This window comes from Staphylococcus nepalensis, assembly GCF_014635045.1.
Classification (GTDB): domain Bacteria; phylum Bacillota; class Bacilli; order Staphylococcales; family Staphylococcaceae; genus Staphylococcus; species Staphylococcus nepalensis.
Genome location: NZ_BMCF01000003.1, coordinates 1 through 18,989, shown reverse-complemented (window position 1 = coordinate 18,989; position 18,989 = coordinate 1). Strand labels below are relative to the sequence as shown.

Below are 18,989 nucleotides of genomic sequence, written 5' to 3'. Positions count from 1 at the left end.
TCCGATTGATTTAATGAGCTACAACGCGTTTATAGCGTTGTAGCGGTATAACATTCAAATTTATAGTTCTAAATCGTCACTTGCTTCTTTTTCTCTGGCTTGATTAACAAAGTCATTAAGCAAATTTGGATTTGTATTATCAACGAATGGTGGTGGTATACTAGGTTCTGTTTTAGAACTCAAACCAAACATTGAAGCATAAGTCATATCTAGCTTAAGATGGTAAAAGACAATAGTCTTTTTATTGCCATTAGAATCTGGAACGCTACGTTTTGTTGTTTTACGGTTCCGATCAGAATGGATATAACCTTTGTCTCGTAAAGCATCAATTACAATATTTACATCTTGGAATTGATTTTCATTCAACATATTTTTAAATACATTTTTCAGCATTTTAACTTGTATGTGGTCTTCTTTGAGTTCAATAAGTCCATAATTCTCAATCATTGTTGATAGCTTGGCATCCTCAGAGAATTTCCCCCGGTTTTGCGCTACAAACTGAACAATGACCTCGATAGATTTCGCTTGTAGTGAGCGTTCTGAAACTGACTCTAAGTGATAACTAACCAAGTATTCTCTTACTGCATCTATATCAATAGGTACTGCAATAACACGTTCGAATATCCGAGCAGTTGTCACAATCACTGCATAGCGTTTGAACATACGAATACCAGTATTACTCGTTTCATTTTTTAGTTGGTTTTTGAACCAATCATGTTCCGCATGAAACCATTTAATTACTTCGTCTTCACGTTTTAAAAGATATTCAGCTACTAATGGCATTATATGGCCATAATTGACCGATGTAGCCCTTTTAATTGCATCTGCATTGTCAGCACTTGTTGTAAAGGCTTCAGATATTTCAATCGTACGGACGTTCAAACCATCATTACGTGCACTATCATTTAAAATACTGTGTTCTGCGGTACTTATCACTGTGGTGCCCCAATTTTTGAGTTCTTTGACATTACCATCAATATTAGAGCGTTGTCGGCCTTGTCCCTCTGCCAAACTGTACAACAACCCAGTAGTGTCTTTGAAGGTTGCAGCTGACAATTCATCTAATACGATAGGCACACCAAAGTTACTACTTAAATATCCTTCAAGCGCGTTTCTAGTACCATTCCATGATCTAAACAGGGTATTACTACCTTTAGTAGGGTTGCCGGCTATTGAAACAGCTAAAGCAGCTGCAGTCGATTTACCTGTGCTTGAATTTCCCATAAATGAGAATATGGTTCCCGCAAACTCGACCTCATGTCTTGTTTTTAGAAACGCAGTAACTAATGAAGAAGCAGCAAATACTACTGCAAGTTCTAGTAGTAAGTTCCCTTTAACTTGTTTTAAGTACATCTCCCACCAGCCTTTGAAAGTACCTTTTGGTTGTAAATCATAGTGTGTTTCACAAATGATTTCATTAGCTTGAGATTGCTCTATTTCTTTTGAAAAGTATGGTTTATCCAATGAAATGACCATACCTTCATCATCAGACTGTAATACACCTACGCCGGTATATAATTTAGATAATGGAAGTGACTGGCGCATCGATTGTAACGCATAGCTTAATGATTTAATGTACCGTTCATTGATGTTGAAGCCGTACTTAATCAATCCAGGTAGCTTGAAAGATGTTAAGATATCTGATGCTTCAATACGTTCAATATTTTTTCCATCTGTAATAATCAACTTCTCAACCCCTGTAGACGGGTCGAGAAATTTATTTTCTATAATGATGGGACTAGACAATTGAATGATTTTTTCTACATCATTGTTACTTTTAGGTGGAATCACTTCATAAAAGCCATTTGAATTTAAAAAATATGGATATTGCTTGAATATGTTGTTACTCATAATTAATCTCTCCTTTGCTATATAAGCATTAAATTTGTGTTGCTAAATACATATTAAAGGAGAATTAAAGGCAAATAAGGAGGTCGTCCATAAACAAAAAAAATGGACGACCTCCTTTGGTAGTGATATTCAAATTTTAAATTGTCTAAGGTTTCACTTAGAGTTTTTGCGATAGACCAACTAGATAAATCATTGACTTGTTTACTGACGATTTCGTCTTTAATTTGAGTAGATTTTATTTCTTCAAATAAGTAGAAAGCGTTCGTTAATTCGGTAAAGTTTATTTTTGAAAGTGGTTCAATGTCTTTATTAAATGAATATTTATCTAATAAAAGATGCATTCGATACAAGTCATTTAAGAAGCTCTCTACTTGATTTGGACTTATACCATCATCAATATAGGATTGGCGATTAGTATAAAATAGGTTAGAAAATTTAGATAATGACAAATAAAATTCTTTGTAAATATGGAAAAACTTATCGTTTGATGTTAATGGCTTGGAGCTATTTATTATATTGTCAATGCGTGATTCAAAATTTTGTAAATCAAAAGTGCTGTTTTTATATTGATTTATAGTATTAATAATTCTTTGATAGTTAGAAAATAAGTCGTTTTCAATACCGAGAAAGTATCCATTAACGTTGAATGGATATTTTACAATTTCTTTTTTTCTTAATTTTTCACGGATTTTTGATTCATCATCATTTTGTATATCATAAGTTACAATTTTATGATTGATTCTTTTATTCAAACTTGGAAGGTAGAGTTTGTTTAATATATCAATAATGAAAAAATCTAATAATTTGTTATCAGTACGTTCACTATAATCATCTATACTTGGTTCGTTTGATATATATCTAGATACTTCATGATTTACATTCGAATACTTGGAATCATCAGGTTCTACTTGGTTGTATACAATAAAATTTTCGGGATTGTTTTCTTTATTATATTGATGAACTTTATATAGTTGTTTGAAATTGAAATCATTATCAAATGTCATATTATCTTCCATTAATGTTTCAAATAGTAACTCGTCAATTCTATGTGCTAATTTTCTATATAATTTTGAACTCTTATCTAAATCTAGAGAATTTGTATAATTAAAAAATGAAGACAATGCATCATTACACTTTGACTGAGCACTAAGCCATTCTAAAGTAAAAGAATAGTTTTCAGATGCATAAATTTGCGCTTTTAATGCATCATTTTTAATATTATCAATTGAATCGCTGATATTAGTAATATAGCTAATAAATTGACTATTATTTTTCTTTAATGCCTCCTCTCTTAAATCTATGTCATCAAATTTTTTAGCAGATGTTGGAACAGGAAAGTCCTCAATAGTGTTTAGCAAAATTTTAAATAACTCTAATTCAAATAAGTTAAAGCTGTAACCGCTATTGCTTGCTGATGGATTTGATTTGTACCTATTTATATCTAACTTATAAACTCGTTCAAGTTTATCCATACTATTCTTAAACATTTTTTCACTCAAGTTACATTCCTTCATTAAATCTTTTCCAGTAAAATATTTGTAATTTTCAAAATTCAAAGTGATTGTCCTTTCAAACTTGCTTTATTGGTTATGTTTACTTTATTTATATTATAAAGTAGAATTAACAGCAATAAAGAGAACGTTTGTTCTTGTTTTGTGTGCTTTATAGGCTTAATATATAATAAAATAATATCTGAATTGAAAATCTCATCATTGGCCGATGCGCAGAGCCCTATAATAAATAAAACAAGAAATTAAGTTGTATTTAACTTAGAAGTGGATGTGAAGACTATTAATCTTTTTTAGGTAAGCTTTAACCTGTAAATATCTTTTTAGAAAAAGGTGAAGATTTATTAGATTATCAACATATTAAAGCACAAATAAACAGTAGGGACTTACAGATAAACAATAAATTTACGAAAGATCCACAAGTTGCTTTTATTCATAATGCACGTAAGTTTCTAGGAGATAAATTTATTAGAACTGCAAAACCACATAAATTACTAAGTAATAATAAATTAATTGCTGTTAAACTTCCTTAATCAAGCAATGCCTATCCTTCATTTCTATTGCTTGTGTAATCTGTTCTAGTCTATCCATCGATCGCCCACTAATTCTATTCTTGCTTATCCACCCGACGCAATTTTTCTGACTCATTCTATCTTTGCCTATCCACCTATCGCCCTTTATCTACGCACTCCACCTTTAAAATCTACAACTTCCTTGTGCTTATTCATTCACTAACCCTCCATACTCTTCTCATCGCTCTTTTAATTCACCCACCCCTTTTCCTTCGTCACTCGGTCATGGCAGTTTGTAATTTTTGTTCAATTAAGTCGATATGTGTACTGATCAAATTCCGTTGTTCATTCAAGAATTCTAGGTGTGCGCGTAACACGCTTGGGACATCTATTTGGTTTTGATAAAGCATGTCTGTGTTTTTTCGGATTTCTTTTAATGGCATATTCAAATTGCTTAAGCACTGGATAAATTTAATCATTTCGATATCGTCGTCTGTGTATAAACGCTTGTTATTGCTATCTCTGTCGATGTGTTTTAAGATATTCTTTTTCTCGTAATAACGCAGTTTGCTTTTAGGTATATTGCAATAATCTGAGACATATTCAATGTAATATTGTTTCATGTAAGCATATCCTTTCTCTTAAACCAAGGTTTAACTGATATTGTATTCTATATAAACATGAATGAGGAGGAAAGACAATGAAAAAGGCTTTAATTGTTGTAACAAACATTGCGAAATACGATAATTTAGAAAGACCTACAGGTGCGTGGTTCTCAGAGGTTACGCACTTTGCGAAAGATTTCTATGACGCAGGTTATGATGTTGATTTTGTAAGTCCGAACGGTGGGTATGTGCCTCTTGATCCTATCAGTCTTAGCCCTGAAATGATGGGAGCCGAGGACTGGGAATACTACACGGATCATGATTATATGAATAAATTGGGACAAACGTTATCTCCAAAAGAGGTTAATCCTAGCGACTATCAAGCCATTTACTTTGCAGGTGGACATGGTGCGATTTGGGATTTTAGAAATAACAAAGAACTTAACGACATTGCGTTAAGTATTTACAATAACCAAGGCGTTCTCTCTTCTGTATGTCATGGTGCGGCTGGTCTACTCGACATTAAAGAAAATGGCGATTACCTCGTTCGTGATAAAGACGTGACTGGTTTTACAAATAGTGAAGAACAAGCAAATGGTACAACTGAATACATGCCATATTTATTAGAAGACGAATTTATTAGTAACGGTGCACATTTTAAAAAAGAGGATGACTGGAGCAATTTCGCAGTCGTAGATGGTCGCATTGTGACTGGTCAAAATCCTCAATCAGGACATGCTGTTGCTGAACATGCTTTAAAAATCTTAGCTAATCAATAATTTCATAAAGGAGCGATACACATGAAATCATTAATTATTGGCGCTAATGGTGGCGTTGGTCAACATCTTGTAAGTAAACTGAAAGCACGAGATGTTGATTTTACTGCCGGTGTTAGAAAAGAAGAACAAGTTGAAGTTTTAAAAGCAGATGGTATTGATGCAACTTACATTGATGTTGCAAAACAATCTATTGATGAATTAATAGAATTATTTAAACCGTATGATCAAATCCTTTTTTCCGTCGGTTCTGGTGGGAGCACAGGTGACGATCAAACAATTATAGTAGATTTAGACGGTGCAGTGAAAGCAATTAAAGCAAGTGAACACGTCGGTCGTCAACACTTTGTTATGGTATCAACGTACGACTCACGTCGAGAAGCTTTTGATGCGTCAGGCGACTTGAAACCATATACCATTGCAAAACATTATGCGGATGACTACTTAAGACATGCAAATTTAAAATATACCATCGTACATCCAGGCACTTTAACAAACGAACTTGAAACGCACCAATTCAATATGAGTGCGCAATTTGAAAATGTACAAAATCCGTCTATTACAAGAGAAGATGTAGCAGAAGTGCTTGTTTCTGTATTAACTGATGAAGCATTACAAGGTCACGAATTCCAAATCATCAATGGTGATTTGTCATTATCAGACGCTACGACTAAATATCTGGAGGAATAATCAATAAATTGTACTTGCAAAACGACCACAAGATATCCTTCAAGACCGATGTATTTAGAGTTGAAACAATAGAAGCACGAGAACCTCAAGTAGAATCCATTTATCAGTAGATCCTTACTTGAGAGGTAGAATGAATGATACAAAAAGTTATATTCAACCTTTCTAAGTGGATGAGCCATTACAATTTGTCGTTTTCGCACTCGCGAAACTATTATAAGACTTATCATAGCAACGTCTGGAACATATATTTTGTTCCAGGCGATTTTTTTATATTTACACTTAAAATCAATGTATATCAAAATGATTTTCAACATGGGGCATGTCAATGCATATGCGCTATTTGTTTAATTATGATTATATCAAACATTTACTTTGTAATTTGACTATAGTGATAAGTCTCTAAACTAAGAAAATCAAAAGTTAAATTGCGTGTATGAATGTAAAAAGGAGTAAAAAAATTATATTTTCATATAAATATTATGTGGCATTGTAACATTAATGTAATAATGTGGCCTGTAAGACAAATATGAGGAGGGTTTTTATAAGGTTCTTCTTATTAGTGAAATTGTTAAAAAAACAAAATGCAATGAACTGACAAATTAAAATCGCTTTAAGTCGTATTCTCAAAGAATCTATAAATCACTCGTATATACTCAGCCCCTTACTATCAGTTAAAATGTCACTTTTCGGTTCTAATATTTATTATTCATAAGATATGCAATATATGATAAAATTCATTCAAATGTATATTTGAATGAGGTGCTCTATGGTTCAGACTATTATAACTGCGGCAATACTTTATATTGCAACTGCGGTAGATTTATTAGTGATTTTATTAATATTTTTTGCTAGAGCAAAGACTAGAAAAGAATATAGGGATATTTATATAGGTCAATATTTAGGATCGATTATTCTCATATTAGTCAGTTTATTTTTAGCTTTTGTGTTAAATTATGTTCCAGAGAAATGGATATTAGGTTTATTAGGTTTGATCCCCATCTACTTAGGTATAAAAGTTGCTATTTATGATGATTGTGAAGGTGAAAAAAGAGCAAAAAAAGAATTAAACGAAAAAGGTTTGTCCAAATTAGTAGGGACTGTTTCTTTAGTGACAATTGCAAGTTGTGGTGCAGATAATATTGGTTTATTTGTCCCTTATTTTGTAGCATTGGATATTATTGAATTACTGACTACCTTAATTGTATTTTTAGTTTTAATTTTCTTTTTAGTATTCACAGCACAAAAACTAGCTAGAATTCCTGGTGTGGGTGAAATTGTTGAGAAATTCAGTCGTTGGATTATGGCTGTTATTTACATAGCATTGGGCTTATTTATTATTATTGAAAATGAAACCATACAAACGATATTAGGATTTATATTATAAATTAAGGTGTGACTTAATATGAGTAACAATAAAATTTGTGACGTCATTTGTGTTCATGAGGAAAAAGTGAATTATGCTTTAAGATTTTTAAAAGAAGAAAAAACTCAACGGCTTATCAATACATTATTAAAGATAAGTGATGAGAATAAGCTGAAAATTATATTAGCTCTAATTAAAGAGAAAGAATTATGTGTTTGTGACTTATCTATAACATTAGGTTTGAGTATAGCTTCAACATCACATCATTTGAGAGCTCTGTATAAAAGAGACGTGCTGGATTTTTACAAGGATGGGAAAATGGCATACTATTATATCAAAGAGATAGAAATGAAATCATTATTAATAAAATGTATGACTTAAATATAAAGAAACGCTCACATTAAACGAGCGTTTCTTTGAATTCTTGTATTCTTTTTCCAATTTCATCTCTAACACGTTGAAATTCTGGCCATTCTTTTCCTGATGGATCATCAAAGCCCCAGTGTTCTTTTTTAACATTAGGTGGTAATATAGGGCAATTATCGTCTGCATCACTACATAATGTTACGACCAAATCTGATTGTTTTAAAATATCATTATCAATCAAGTCTGACGTATGGTTTGATATATCAATATCTACTTCTTTCATAGCTTCTATTGCTTTAGGATTAACACCATGCGTTTCTATACCAGCAGAATAGACATTCCAATCTTCACCCAATATTTCCTTTCCCCAACCTTCAGCCATTTGGCTACGACAAGAGTTACCAGTACATATAAAATAAATTGTTTTCTTATCCATAATTAAAGCCTCTTTTCTTAAAATATGATTAGTGTAAGGTATAAACCTAAGAGTGTTACAAATAGGACTGGAATAGTAATGATAATTCCAGTTTTAAAGTATGTTCCCCACGAAATCTTCACATCTTTTTGTGTTAAGACGTGTAGCCACAATAATGTTGCTAAAGAACCAATTGGCGTAATTTTAGGTCCTAAATCAGAACCTATGACATTCGCATAAATCATACCTTCTTTTAATATACCTGTAGCACTAGATTGACCAATCGCTATTGCGTCTATTAAAACAGTAGGCATATTATTCATAATTGATGATAAAAAAGCTGAAATAAAGCCCATGCCCATAATACTGCTGAATAATCCATGGCTTGAAATATTGGATAATACATCAGCTAAAATTGTTGTGATTCCTACGTTTTTTAAACCAAATACAACTAAGTACATACCAATAGAAAATAGAACGATATTCCATGGCGCACCTTTAATCACTTGTTTTGTATGAACTGCTTTTGATTTATGAGCTAATATTACAAAGATAAAAGCAATAATACCAGCAATAATTGATACAGGAATTTGGATAAACTCGCTAACAAGATATCCAACGAGTAGTACTGCTAATACTATCCATGAAAGCTTAAATAACTTAGAATCTTTAATTACACTTTTAGGATCTGATAGATTTTCTGTATCGAACGTTTTAGGTATGGATTTTCTGAAATATAACCATAAAACGAGAATACTAGCAATCAAAGAGAATATATTAGGAATGATCATTCGGCTAAAATATTCAATAAATCCAATATCGAAGTAATCTGCAGAAACGATATTAACTAAGTTACTTACAATTAAGGGTAGTGATGTAGTATCAGCGATAAAGCCACTGGCAATGATGAATGGGAAAATAACTTTTTTATTAAATCCTAGATTTCTTACCATCGCTAATACAATAGGAGTTAAGATTAAAGCTGCACCATCATTGGCGAAAAATGCTGCTACAATTGCCCCAAGTAATATAATAAAAACAAACATTTTTAAGCCATTACCGTTTGAAGCCTTGACCATATGTATTGCAGACCATTCAAAAAAACCAATTTCATCTAATATTAATGAAATAAGAATAACAGCTACAAAAGTTAAAGTTGCATTCCAAACAATCCCTGTAACTTCAATAACATCCGAGAGACTAACAACGCCTGTAATAATGGCGATGATAGCACCAATCAATGCTGTAATACCAATATCTAAACCTTTTGGTTGCCATATCACAAAGATTAAAGTTAAAAGAAAAATCACAATTGCTAATATTGTCATCAACACTCACCTTGTTTCATACTTTTACATACACATCGTTCATTAGATGTATTAATAAGATTTAAATTGTGATTAACATCATCTATAATTTCATGATTAAGTCGATACATATGTTTATTACCTTCTTTTCGTGAAAGAACTAATTGCTTATCGACTAATGACTTCATATGATGACTTAGCGTCGGCTGTGAAAATTGAAAATGTTCCAGTAAATCACAAGCACATAGTTCACCACATGAAAGTAAATCTATTATTTCTAATCTGCTTGGATCAGATAAAACTTTTAATATTGATGCTAGTTCTTGATAAGACATAGCCATACCTCCCTTACGTTATATAGATTATCATCTATATATATAATTGTCTATGTAATTTGTTCTTGTGGATCTATGGGATTGAGGAATGAGAAAAAACCGCATCATCTACCGGTAAGCAGAAGCGTATCATAAATGATGTGTTTTTCTAGATATTGAATAACGATTAGTTTGCATTTAATATTATATTTATGATCTGCAATAGCTTAATCAATATGTAATAGAACATTTATAAGTTTAATTAATAATGAAAGACTCGAACTAATCGAGTCTTTTTTATTTGAGCCTATTATTATATTAGGAATTGTTGTTATTGTATTTTTAATATTAGTAATTAAAACATAGAATCCAATTATTAAAATCAATAATGGCAAAATAATTATTAAGTAAATAGAAAATAAGCCGAAGATATTAGTAATCATAGCCAATATAGACAGGATTAATAAGATTAAATTTATTAAATACAAACCTAAAATCTTTGATATATTTAAACCTCTGTAACCTGAAGAAATATTTACACCAGTTACGTTTAGTCCTCATCATTATTATTTTTATTATTTCGCTTATTAAAGATAAAATAAATTATTACGATTGCTATAGGAATCAAAGCAGAAAAAATAGCTGAATAACTACCATTTTTAATTAAAAATGGTGAACAAATCGCTATAACTATTAAACATATGATTACGATTATAAAGACATACAACTTACTCTTATCCATTTAGAAAAGCTCCTTCAATTAGTGTTTATATCACTATAACATAAGATAATTTTTTAAATCTAGTTAGCATTTGTGGGATTTCATTTAAAGCAATTTTAATTTTAGCATTTATACTTTTTTCAATTATATACTTAGCTTTCTTACATTCATTTTGGAAAAAACGGTAATCATTTTACAACTTTGGAGGATATTGTTGTTTAAATGATACGCCTGTAATTAAATTATCTTAGCGTTTAAACAAGTATTACATTACACTGTGTTATTTTTACGTTATCCTTGGAAAAGTTATGCTTCAAAATAAGCAATAATAGATAACACTTCCAGTTTTTAATCATATTTCTAAAAAAGAATGTAAAAACTATATTTTACATTGGTTTACACCCTTCTCTCTCAAACTTCTCGAAAATAAATGGTTTGTTGATGTATTCAGTTTGGCCTAATACGTACTTAAATCCTTGGTAACATAAGCTTTTGTAATTTAGCAACCCCTAAAAAACCATTACAATACATTAATTTAATTAGGTAATCATTTACAAATGGTTTTAAAGATTACTTAATCTAAATAATTATAAAATATAAAATTAGTTGACATAAGACAATTAATTTTTAAAAGGTATCAATATTTTAGTGGGAAATGTGGGTGTAGATACCAAGCAAAACAAATTATTAACAGAATCAGAATTTATCAATTTTTGTAAAGAACGCGCGAACAACGTATTGATTGATATTGGACACGCAAATACAAATGGGTGGCATTTAGATTATGTGATACAGCAACTTCAAGACAAAATTAAATTCTATCATTTACACAATAATGACGGTAAGCATGACGATCATAATTTATTACACGATGGCACATTAAATATGGAACACTTCTTTGAGACATACCGTAAGTACACACCCAATGCCCATCTAACATTGGAATACAATTATGATATTGGAGAACAACCACAGCAAATTCAACATGATATAGACTATGTATTAAGAAAAATGAAAACAGAATAACAAGGATAAAGTTGAAAACTGTCCATCATAGGGGGAAGTCGGATTGTAGTAGATTAAGCTACACTCCGACTTGTATTATTATTGTGATACTGTATTATTCATTTTTAAATGGCTGAAGACATCATTTGTTTAAAAATAGCTAATAATAATTACTATTTTAAGATTTTTGTAATGATATAAATACAAATTAATCTTTTTAATATAAACGATACATATCAAGTCAATTTGGTAATTTTAAATAAAAACAATATTTTAAGCCATGCGCTTGAGCTGGACCCAAATAATGGGAATAAAATAAAAACACTTTCGTTGAATTCATTTAAAATGAATCATACAAAGGTGTTTTTCTATAAAAAGAGTGTCTTATTCATTACAAACAAAGGTTAAAAGTTGAGGGAAATGGAACAAATAAAATAAATATGCGTTGTCTATGTCCTACGACAAAATATGTGAATGCATTTCTGTTGTAAAGGGATAAACGATATATCCCCGAACGATAAATTGTCGGAGAATGCGTATGTATATCATATTTTTATATTTCAAATAGAGCACGATAACTTAATGTATAACTGGTATAATAACCGACAGCTATTGTAATAACAGCTTTATTAAATTCTATAATCTGAAATGTTTCATGAGAAACACTTTTTCAGCAATCTATTAACAAGGAGAAACATATCATTAGTGATACAGTTTTTGAGGTTCAAGTTTTATAAAAATTAATTGTCATTTTCAGCCATATATTGATAATTTTAGATTAAGCATATTGAATCCGTAAATCATTAAGTTGTTATTGATGCTTTGATTATTAAGAGGCACAATTATAACGTAAAAAAAGTTATTAATTTAGTTAATAACTTCAATAAAATACTTTAATTGTAAATTTCTGACATAATAACAAAAAAGATTATCTTTTGACTAACGACGCCCAAAAGTTAGTTCTTCCGCTAACTTTCGAGTATCGTACAATGATAATCTCGCTAGTTTAAGTTTGTGCCAGTTAATGAGACATCTACTTATTGTTTTACAAAAAATTACTCTTTATTTAAATGGATGGTAAAAAATCAGGTAGTTGTTGCTCATGCTTATCGAGCATAATATGTTCTGGCTTGATACCCTGTTCTCGTAATACTGCGATGTTCTGCAAAAGAAATTCATTGCTGCCGACAATATAGAAGAGGCCATCTTTATCTGCAACGAGTTTTTTCACTTCTTTATAGTAATCTTTACGATTATCGACAAACTGCGCAGTGAAATTCTTGTCAACCGCAGATTCAAAAATGGTGGGGAATAAGAAATCTTTTGATGAATCGATATTCAATGAATGAATTTGATTGACGTTGTCAGCGCGTTCGAAATAATCAAGTACAAGTGGTCTGAATGTTGCTAGACCGACACCTGAGGACAGAAGATAAACATTTTTGTCTGCTCTTTTAAGTGGTACATTTGAATGAATTTTAAATATCGCAACTTCATCCCCAACTTCAAGATTTAATAAAATCGATTTAAACTCAGAACACTGCTCTTTGATGCGCGTAGTGATACCAATCACGTTTTCTTGCGGTATAGTAGAGATTGACATATGACGAATTAAATTACGATTTGGTTTATCTCCATCATTAAACCCTTTCAGAGCGAAGTGGACATGGGAGCCTTCTTCCCACGTAAAGTTTTCTGGGCAATCCAATAAATATGTTTTAACTTCAGGCGTTTCTTCAATAATTTTATTTATTTTAGTCCAGTATATCTGCATTACATACCCTCCTTATTTAATTACATATGATAATTCATGAAAAACTTTTTTATTTGAATATTAACTTACTAACTAAGATACTTATTAAGTAAGACTTTATCACGAACTAAATAGGGTGTCAATGAGAATTCTTCTCAATAACATAGACATATTTAAACTATAAGTCTTTAGCACATAGCGTATGTAATAGGGTTTAAAAATTATGATTTAATTTACGAAAAACATCCAGAATTTGCTCTATTTCCGTTTCATCTAAATTTTCAAGCATTCCTACAAAAGTGGTAGACCGCTGTTTAATGATTTGTTCTACAATCTCTTCACCTTGACTAGTAAGAGAAAGTAAAACTACTCTTTTATCCTTATTTGACCTGTAATGGTTAATTAAATTATGTTTCAATAAGTTATTTGTTAGAACAGTACCACCGCCAGAGGAAATTCCAAGATAATTTGTAATATCAGAAACTGTACAATTACCCACTTTATTTAAGTAAGTAAGAATAAGAATATGACTAGCACTTAGATTGTATGGTGTTTTTGGAAATAAGTCTTCTTGTTTTTTCATGTAGATAAATATATTTTCAAATAAATCTTGGAACTCTTTCAACTTCCTATTACGCTCTTCAAAATCTTTTTTATATGAATCCATTATTTTCCTCGCAATCTCTTCGTTAAATGCTTTATTTCCCTTATAATCCTTGCCATTTAAGACTTCTATTTAAATGTTTCTATACGTATTTTAACATAATAATTGTTCTGTCCTTATTGGATAACCTTTCTTGCTCTAAATATAAAAATGAGTTTAATTTTTAGTTTATTTCAAGGATATATACATTGAAAGAGAGTTTTTATATATTTTTTAGGGCTGGTATTTCTAGTTGGTTTTATAATATCAGAAATAAATTATATATAAATAAACATATGCCGTTGTGACTAGTTATATTGGAAGGTAATGGTAAAAGTTATCTAAAGATAAAAGCTATTATAGCTGAAGCAAATTATTTGGCTACCATGTGTTAAATACACATAGAATTTAAGGGAAATTATGTAAAACATAAAAGTAACAAGGTTTTACCAACAAAAATTTTACTCAAAAATTGAAATTGTTTACAAAAAAGAGGGTAATATATAGGTTAAGGGGTTGATTATATTGGTAAATATAAAAAAAGATCGTATGAAAATCTATGTTTTAGATAATGGACGAATGCAAATGGATAAAAATCTTATGATAGCTAATTCAAACCAAGCGACACTCCACAATCCAAATAAAGAAAATGAACTACATGAAATTCCGATTTATACAGTTTTTATAGATCATCTTTTATAGATCATCCAGGTGCTAAAATTTTATTTGACACTGCTTGTAATCCTAATTCAATAGGAGAAGAAGGTCGTTGGATTAATGCTACACAGAAAGCCTTCCTTTATTTTTCAGATGAATCATATCATTTACCCAATAGGCTAGAACAATTGGACGTAAATCCTAAAGATGTTGATATAGTAGTCGCTTCACATTTACATCTAGACCACGCAGGTTGTTTAGAATATTTTACAAATGCAACTGTCATTGTCCATGATGATGAATTCAGTGGCGCGATGAAGTGCTACGCACGTAACCAACAAGAAGGCGCATATATTTGGAGTGATATTGATGCTTGGATTAAAAGTGATTTAACTTGGCAAACAATTGCACGCGACCAAGACCATTTGATGCTTGTATCTGGAGTGAAGGTGCTGAATTTTGGTAGTGGGCATGCTTGGGGTATGATTGGCCTTGAAATTGAAAGTGAAGCGTTAGGCACTTTAATCTTAGCTTCTGATGCCATTTATACACAAGAAAGTATGGCGCCTAAATTGCAAACATCTAGAATAATTTATGATTCAATTGGTTGGGCTAATTCAGTTGAATATATTAAGAGACTAGCAAAAGAAAAAAACGCAGAAATCTGGTTTGGTCATGGCGGCCATCAATTTGAGTCTTTTAGAAAGTCTACTGATGGTTATTATGAGTAAAGGGTGTGAAAATAAATGAAAACAAAAGCAGCAGTATTATATGACATGGGCATAGAAGGTCCTTATGAAAAAACGAAACCTTTAAAAATTGAAACTTTAAGTCTTGGCGCTCCTCAGAAAAACGAAGTGTTAATTAAAATCCATGCAGCAGGTTTATGTCATTCTGATTTATCAGTGATTAATGGAAGCCGACCACGACCAATGCCTATGGCGTTAGGACATGAAGCAGCAGGAGAGATTGTAGAACTAGGTGAAAATGTAAGCGATTTTGAGGTGGGTGATCATGTTGTTTGTACATTTATCCCAAGTTGTGGTAAGTGTATACCCTGTCGTGAAGGACGACCAGCATTATGTGAAAACGGAGCAATATCAAACGAAAAAGGTGAAATGTTAGAGGGAGGGTCTCGTTTATCTAAAGATAATGACGCCATTTATCACCATTTAGGCGTTTCTGGTTTCTCAGAATACGCTGTTGTATCAGACAATTCAATTGTAAAAATTGATTCGGACATTCCTTACGAACGCGCAGCAGTATTTGGCTGTGCTGTCATTACAGGTATAGGAGCAGTTATTAACACAGCACAGATTAGACCAGGCAGCAATGTAGCAGTTGTAGGGCTTGGCGGTATTGGTTTAAACGCTATTATAGGAGCAAAATTGGCAGGAGCTAATGAAATTATTGCTTTAGACATAAATGAAGATAAATTTGAAATTGCCAAAACTTTAGGGGCGACGTCAGTATTTAATTCAGGAGATGAAAATGTTATAGAAGAAGTTAAACAATATATTAATGGTGGAGCTGAATATGTATTTGAAACAGCAGGCGCAGTACCAGCAATGCAAGTTGCATATGCAATAACAAAACGTGGTGGCTCGACAATTACAACAGGTTTACCTAATCCAAAAGCAGAGTTATCATTTCCTCAAGTCACCTTAGCAGCTGAAGAACGAACGGTTAAGGGTTCATATGTTGGAAGCTGTGTTCCTGACCGTGATATCCCTAGATTTGTTAGTCTGTATCAACATAATCGACTTAACATTGATCCATTAATCAGTGATGTCATTTCACTTGAACAGATAAACGAAGGTTTTGATCAATTAGCAAATGGTGATGCAGGTAGAATTATTATTAAAATGACAAAATAATTACTATATTAGTTAAAGTAAATAAATTAAGCTTAGCTATGAAAAAATCTATGACGATAGATTTCTTTCATAGCTATTTTTTATAGTTATAGAGAGCAGTAGATCGATTGCGCTTTTAGGTTTTAAATCTGTATTTTAAACGGATTAGCTTTACTCTCGTCTTTTAAAATTCGCTTGAGTATGTTGGGTTCTTGAAAACGTATATAGGAGAGTGGCGTTATGCATTATTGTGACCGCGATTTTGAAAACAGACTTAAAATACAAAATAATCAAATAGAAGCTACGTTCAAAACGAGTTTTTTATGTTCAGGAAAACAAATCAATCTGATGCGCCTAAACTCGCATTACTAGCCATCAATACCAATATTTCCTATTTATAAAATTTTGTATACTAGAAAAATTATAAAAATAACTAAAGTTAGTGCAAATTAATGAATTTTTTCACGCAAAAGAGGCAGTTTTTTGGAAACCATGATATATTCACACCGTTATATTCCACGCATTTATCAATCATTTTTGAAGTTTCCTGTTTTGCTTCATTATTTAATGCTTCAATATCTTTGTCACATCAATACTGTTTACCTGCTTGTTACTCAAACCTATGGATTTCGACATTTCTGTGCCGTTTCCACCTATTATCAACTAGTGTCTTATTTCGAATATTTAATCCATTCATAATTTCTTTTATAGCATCGTTTTCAGCTTTTATTTCTATAGCTTTAATCCTAATTTCTGATAATTAAGTAACTCTTTTTATAGAAAAAGCATCTCCGTATCAATTCATTTTATGACGCATTCAACGAAAGTATTTTTATTTTACTCCCACAAATTGGAATCAGTTCATATAAACTTGTTGTGCCCGTTGATCTGAATTGACCTTCTTATAATCATTAGTTACGTCACTTTCTTTTCCTTAATACTGACACATGCAAATACTTATTTGTATCTCGTTTAGAGAGAATACCTATTAATGTTTGTATTTTGTGTTCTAGGGAAAAATGAAACTATTTAGAGAAAAGAAATATTGCACTGCTCAGTCTTTACTATTATCTAAATGTTAGGAACCTTAAAACTTGTATTATCAAAGTGAACTTAATAGCACATATGCTACATAATTAAAGACAGGATATGTGGTTGAAACCACGAATAATGAAGTCCATGAAGCACAGCTTGTTGCTCTAGATAGGTGTTTTGAGAATCATGCATCATATTGTTACTGCTATCCAAAAGACAGATGTTTCAAAGTCTATTAAAAACTTACTTTTAGTCATACAGTTGCTTGGTACTTTAGATATTAGAATCATTAAAAACTTTGATTAGCAAATTGAATAAAGAAGTTGGAAATGCGGGTGAAGACGAGCATAAAGATAGACGTTGGAGGTGGTTAAACCTACGAGCTACTTCAAAAAATGCTGAGGTAGTTGAAAAATAAATATACTTCTGAGCATTATCAAGGGATTAGGGACAGATGTAAGTGAAGAGTAAGCAGAACAGAAAAACCAAGAAATCAGTAAAAGCAAACCATCTACCTACATGTCATATCTTTATAGGGGGGATTTATTTTATTGGCATCGGTACTGTTTAAAAATGCTCTGATAACACTATATGAACTAAATTCACTCAACCAGATAAATAAGTTCTCGGCTGTTTTCAGGTCTACAGTATGAGAGCAGCCTTTTTTATGTAATTCAGTAAAGAATTGTTTTTGCCAATATATTAAATAAAAAAGGGTTTGAAATTTGCAGAAAGCCAATTACAAACTAATCAGAAAGGGTTAGGACGAACGAAAGTTTGCAGGATGAAGAAAATTGGTTTGGTAGTACTCCATCGTTTTGCTTCATATTTGCTAACAGCGTGATGATATCTCTAACTATAGGGTAAGCATCCCATTTCAGCCAAGATAGAATCATTACTTAAAAATTATATATTACTGAGTTTTGTCGAAACATCTATTGGATGTTTATAAGACATAAGATTTATTTAAAATTAATCATTAAATTAATTCAATAATAAACTTAGTTTAAATATTAATAAAAAGGATGATTAAGATAACGGTTTTAACTTTATTACAATTAATTATAAATATTACGTAAAATTTGTAATTGATGATAAACCCTACATTTGTAGTATTAGGAGGTTGAAAAAGTGTCGAAATTTAAGTCTTTGCTTCTACTTTTTGGCTCACTAATCGTACTTAGTGGCTGTTCTAATGTAGAAGTTTTAAACCCAAAAGGGCCGGTAGCAAGTGACTCGAAGTTTTTGATTATTTACTCAATCATCTTCATGCTTGTTATAATCGCTGCTGTGCTTATCATGTTTGCTTTGTTTCTATATAAATATAGATTACACAAAACAGACGAATCTGGTAAGATGCACCACAACGCTTTAATTGAAACAATTTGGTTTATTATTCCGGTGATCATTGTTATCGCTTTAGCTATTCCTACAGTAAAATCACTTTACATGTATGAAGAAACGCCGGAAAAACAAGATGATCCCTTTGTTGTCTATGCAACAAGCGCTGGTTATAAGTGGTTCTTCAGTTATCCTGAAGAAAAAGTTGAAACTGTTAACCACTTAACCATACCTAAAGATCGACCTGTTGTCTTCAAACTCCAATCAATGG

16 protein-coding genes and 4 pseudogenes are annotated in these 18,989 nt (G+C 31.4%); 10 read left to right on the top strand and 10 right to left on the bottom strand.

The features are described from left to right. Nucleotides 1-60: 60 nt before the first annotated feature. Both cch1 and IEU88_RS05715 read right to left on the bottom strand, forming a co-directional pair. Nucleotides 61-1,851: a cassette chromosome replicative helicase gene (gene cch1 / locus IEU88_RS05720; protein WP_103372977.1), complete on the bottom strand. Its 1,791-nt coding sequence runs from the start codon at nucleotides 1,849-1,851 to the stop codon at nucleotides 61-63. A 53-nt stretch (nucleotides 1,852-1,904) separates the two neighbouring features. Beyond that, entirely contained in the window at nucleotides 1,905-3,407 is a 1,503-nt protein-coding gene (locus tag IEU88_RS05715; protein WP_255312508.1) for a DUF6038 family protein, read from the bottom strand. Nucleotides 3,408-3,667: 260 nt separating this feature from the next. Here IEU88_RS05715 and IEU88_RS13655 point away from each other — a divergent pair. Further along, a pseudogene (locus IEU88_RS13655) lies at nucleotides 3,668-3,886 on the top strand (FAD-binding dehydrogenase); the annotation flags it as partial. A gap of 260 nt (nucleotides 3,887-4,146) precedes the next feature. Here IEU88_RS13655 and IEU88_RS05710 read toward each other — a convergent pair. After that, on the bottom strand, nucleotides 4,147-4,494 hold the full coding sequence (locus tag IEU88_RS05710; protein ID WP_075100229.1) for a MerR family transcriptional regulator: 348 nt from the start codon (nucleotides 4,492-4,494) through the stop codon (nucleotides 4,147-4,149). A 77-nt stretch (nucleotides 4,495-4,571) separates the two neighbouring features. Between IEU88_RS05710 and IEU88_RS05705 the strand changes: the two genes are divergently transcribed. From IEU88_RS05705 to IEU88_RS05690, 5 genes and pseudogenes are all read left to right on the top strand, one after another. Beyond that, nucleotides 4,572-5,255: a type 1 glutamine amidotransferase domain-containing protein gene (locus IEU88_RS05705; RefSeq protein WP_103373352.1), complete on the top strand. Its 684-nt coding sequence runs from the start codon at nucleotides 4,572-4,574 to the stop codon at nucleotides 5,253-5,255. Nucleotides 5,256-5,276: 21 nt separating this feature from the next. Then, nucleotides 5,277-5,942 carry an SDR family oxidoreductase gene (locus IEU88_RS05700; protein ID WP_103373351.1) on the top strand — a complete coding sequence of 222 codons (666 nt, stop codon included), beginning with the start codon at nucleotides 5,277-5,279 and terminating at the stop codon, nucleotides 5,940-5,942. Between the two features lie 7 nt (nucleotides 5,943-5,949). Beyond that, nucleotides 5,950-6,105: pseudogene (locus tag IEU88_RS13835) on the top strand (NADP-dependent oxidoreductase); the annotation flags it as partial. A 603-nt stretch (nucleotides 6,106-6,708) separates the two neighbouring features. Next, on the top strand, nucleotides 6,709-7,326 hold the full coding sequence (locus IEU88_RS05695) for a CadD family cadmium resistance transporter (RefSeq protein WP_049426239.1): 618 nt from the start codon (nucleotides 6,709-6,711) through the stop codon (nucleotides 7,324-7,326). Between the two features lie 18 nt (nucleotides 7,327-7,344). After that, complete coding sequence (locus IEU88_RS05690; RefSeq protein ID WP_103373350.1) at nucleotides 7,345-7,686, top strand: ArsR/SmtB family transcription factor; 342 nt, start codon at nucleotides 7,345-7,347, stop codon at nucleotides 7,684-7,686. Nucleotides 7,687-7,705: 19 nt separating this feature from the next. Here IEU88_RS05690 and arsC read toward each other — a convergent pair whose 3' ends face one another. From arsC to IEU88_RS05670, 4 genes are all read right to left on the bottom strand, one after another. Continuing rightward, nucleotides 7,706-8,107 (bottom strand): arsenate reductase (thioredoxin), encoded by a 402-nt coding sequence (arsC, locus tag IEU88_RS05685; protein WP_103373349.1) that lies wholly within the window; start codon nucleotides 8,105-8,107, stop codon nucleotides 7,706-7,708. A gap of 17 nt (nucleotides 8,108-8,124) precedes the next feature. Then, on the bottom strand, nucleotides 8,125-9,417 hold the full coding sequence (arsB, locus tag IEU88_RS05680) for an arsenite efflux transporter membrane subunit ArsB (RefSeq protein ID WP_170006912.1): 1,293 nt from the start codon (nucleotides 9,415-9,417) through the stop codon (nucleotides 8,125-8,127). Further along, nucleotides 9,414-9,728: an ArsR/SmtB family transcription factor gene (locus tag IEU88_RS05675; protein ID WP_103373347.1), complete on the bottom strand. Its 315-nt coding sequence runs from the start codon at nucleotides 9,726-9,728 to the stop codon at nucleotides 9,414-9,416. Before IEU88_RS05675 ends, arsB begins: the two co-directional genes overlap by 4 nt. Before the next feature lie 529 nt (nucleotides 9,729-10,257). Beyond that, nucleotides 10,258-10,449: a hypothetical protein gene (locus IEU88_RS05670; RefSeq protein WP_115359542.1), complete on the bottom strand. Its 192-nt coding sequence runs from the start codon at nucleotides 10,447-10,449 to the stop codon at nucleotides 10,258-10,260. A 627-nt stretch (nucleotides 10,450-11,076) separates the two neighbouring features. Between IEU88_RS05670 and IEU88_RS05665 the strand changes: the two genes are divergently transcribed. Next, nucleotides 11,077-11,454: a sugar phosphate isomerase/epimerase family protein gene (locus IEU88_RS05665; RefSeq protein ID WP_103373756.1), complete on the top strand. Its 378-nt coding sequence runs from the start codon at nucleotides 11,077-11,079 to the stop codon at nucleotides 11,452-11,454. A 535-nt stretch (nucleotides 11,455-11,989) separates the two neighbouring features. Here the strand turns inward: IEU88_RS05665 and IEU88_RS13860 are convergent. The 3 genes and pseudogenes from IEU88_RS13860 to IEU88_RS05655 all read right to left on the bottom strand — a co-directional run. Continuing rightward, a pseudogene (locus IEU88_RS13860) lies at nucleotides 11,990-12,076 on the bottom strand (IS6 family transposase); the annotation flags it as partial. A 423-nt stretch (nucleotides 12,077-12,499) separates the two neighbouring features. Then, nucleotides 12,500-13,207, bottom strand: coding sequence for a ferredoxin reductase domain-containing protein (locus IEU88_RS05660; RefSeq protein ID WP_103373755.1), 708 nt, complete (start codon nucleotides 13,205-13,207; stop codon nucleotides 12,500-12,502). 193 nt (nucleotides 13,208-13,400) lie between these two features. Next, complete coding sequence (locus tag IEU88_RS05655; protein WP_096808054.1) at nucleotides 13,401-13,853, bottom strand: MarR family winged helix-turn-helix transcriptional regulator; 453 nt, start codon at nucleotides 13,851-13,853, stop codon at nucleotides 13,401-13,403. Nucleotides 13,854-14,354: 501 nt separating this feature from the next. On the opposite strand from IEU88_RS05655, the pseudogene ahlS reads away from it, so the two are divergent. The 3 genes and pseudogenes from ahlS to IEU88_RS05640 form a co-directional block, all read left to right on the top strand. After that, nucleotides 14,355-15,217 (top strand): annotated as a pseudogene (gene ahlS, locus IEU88_RS05650) (AhlS family quorum-quenching N-acyl homoserine lactonase). A 15-nt stretch (nucleotides 15,218-15,232) separates the two neighbouring features. Further along, entirely contained in the window at nucleotides 15,233-16,363 is a 1,131-nt protein-coding gene (locus tag IEU88_RS05645) for a zinc-dependent alcohol dehydrogenase family protein (RefSeq protein WP_096808055.1), read from the top strand. Nucleotides 16,364-18,508: 2,145 nt separating this feature from the next. Further along, a partial coding sequence (locus tag IEU88_RS05640; RefSeq protein WP_229719017.1) for a cytochrome c oxidase subunit II transmembrane domain-containing protein occupies nucleotides 18,509-18,989 on the top strand: 481 nt, incomplete at its 3' end.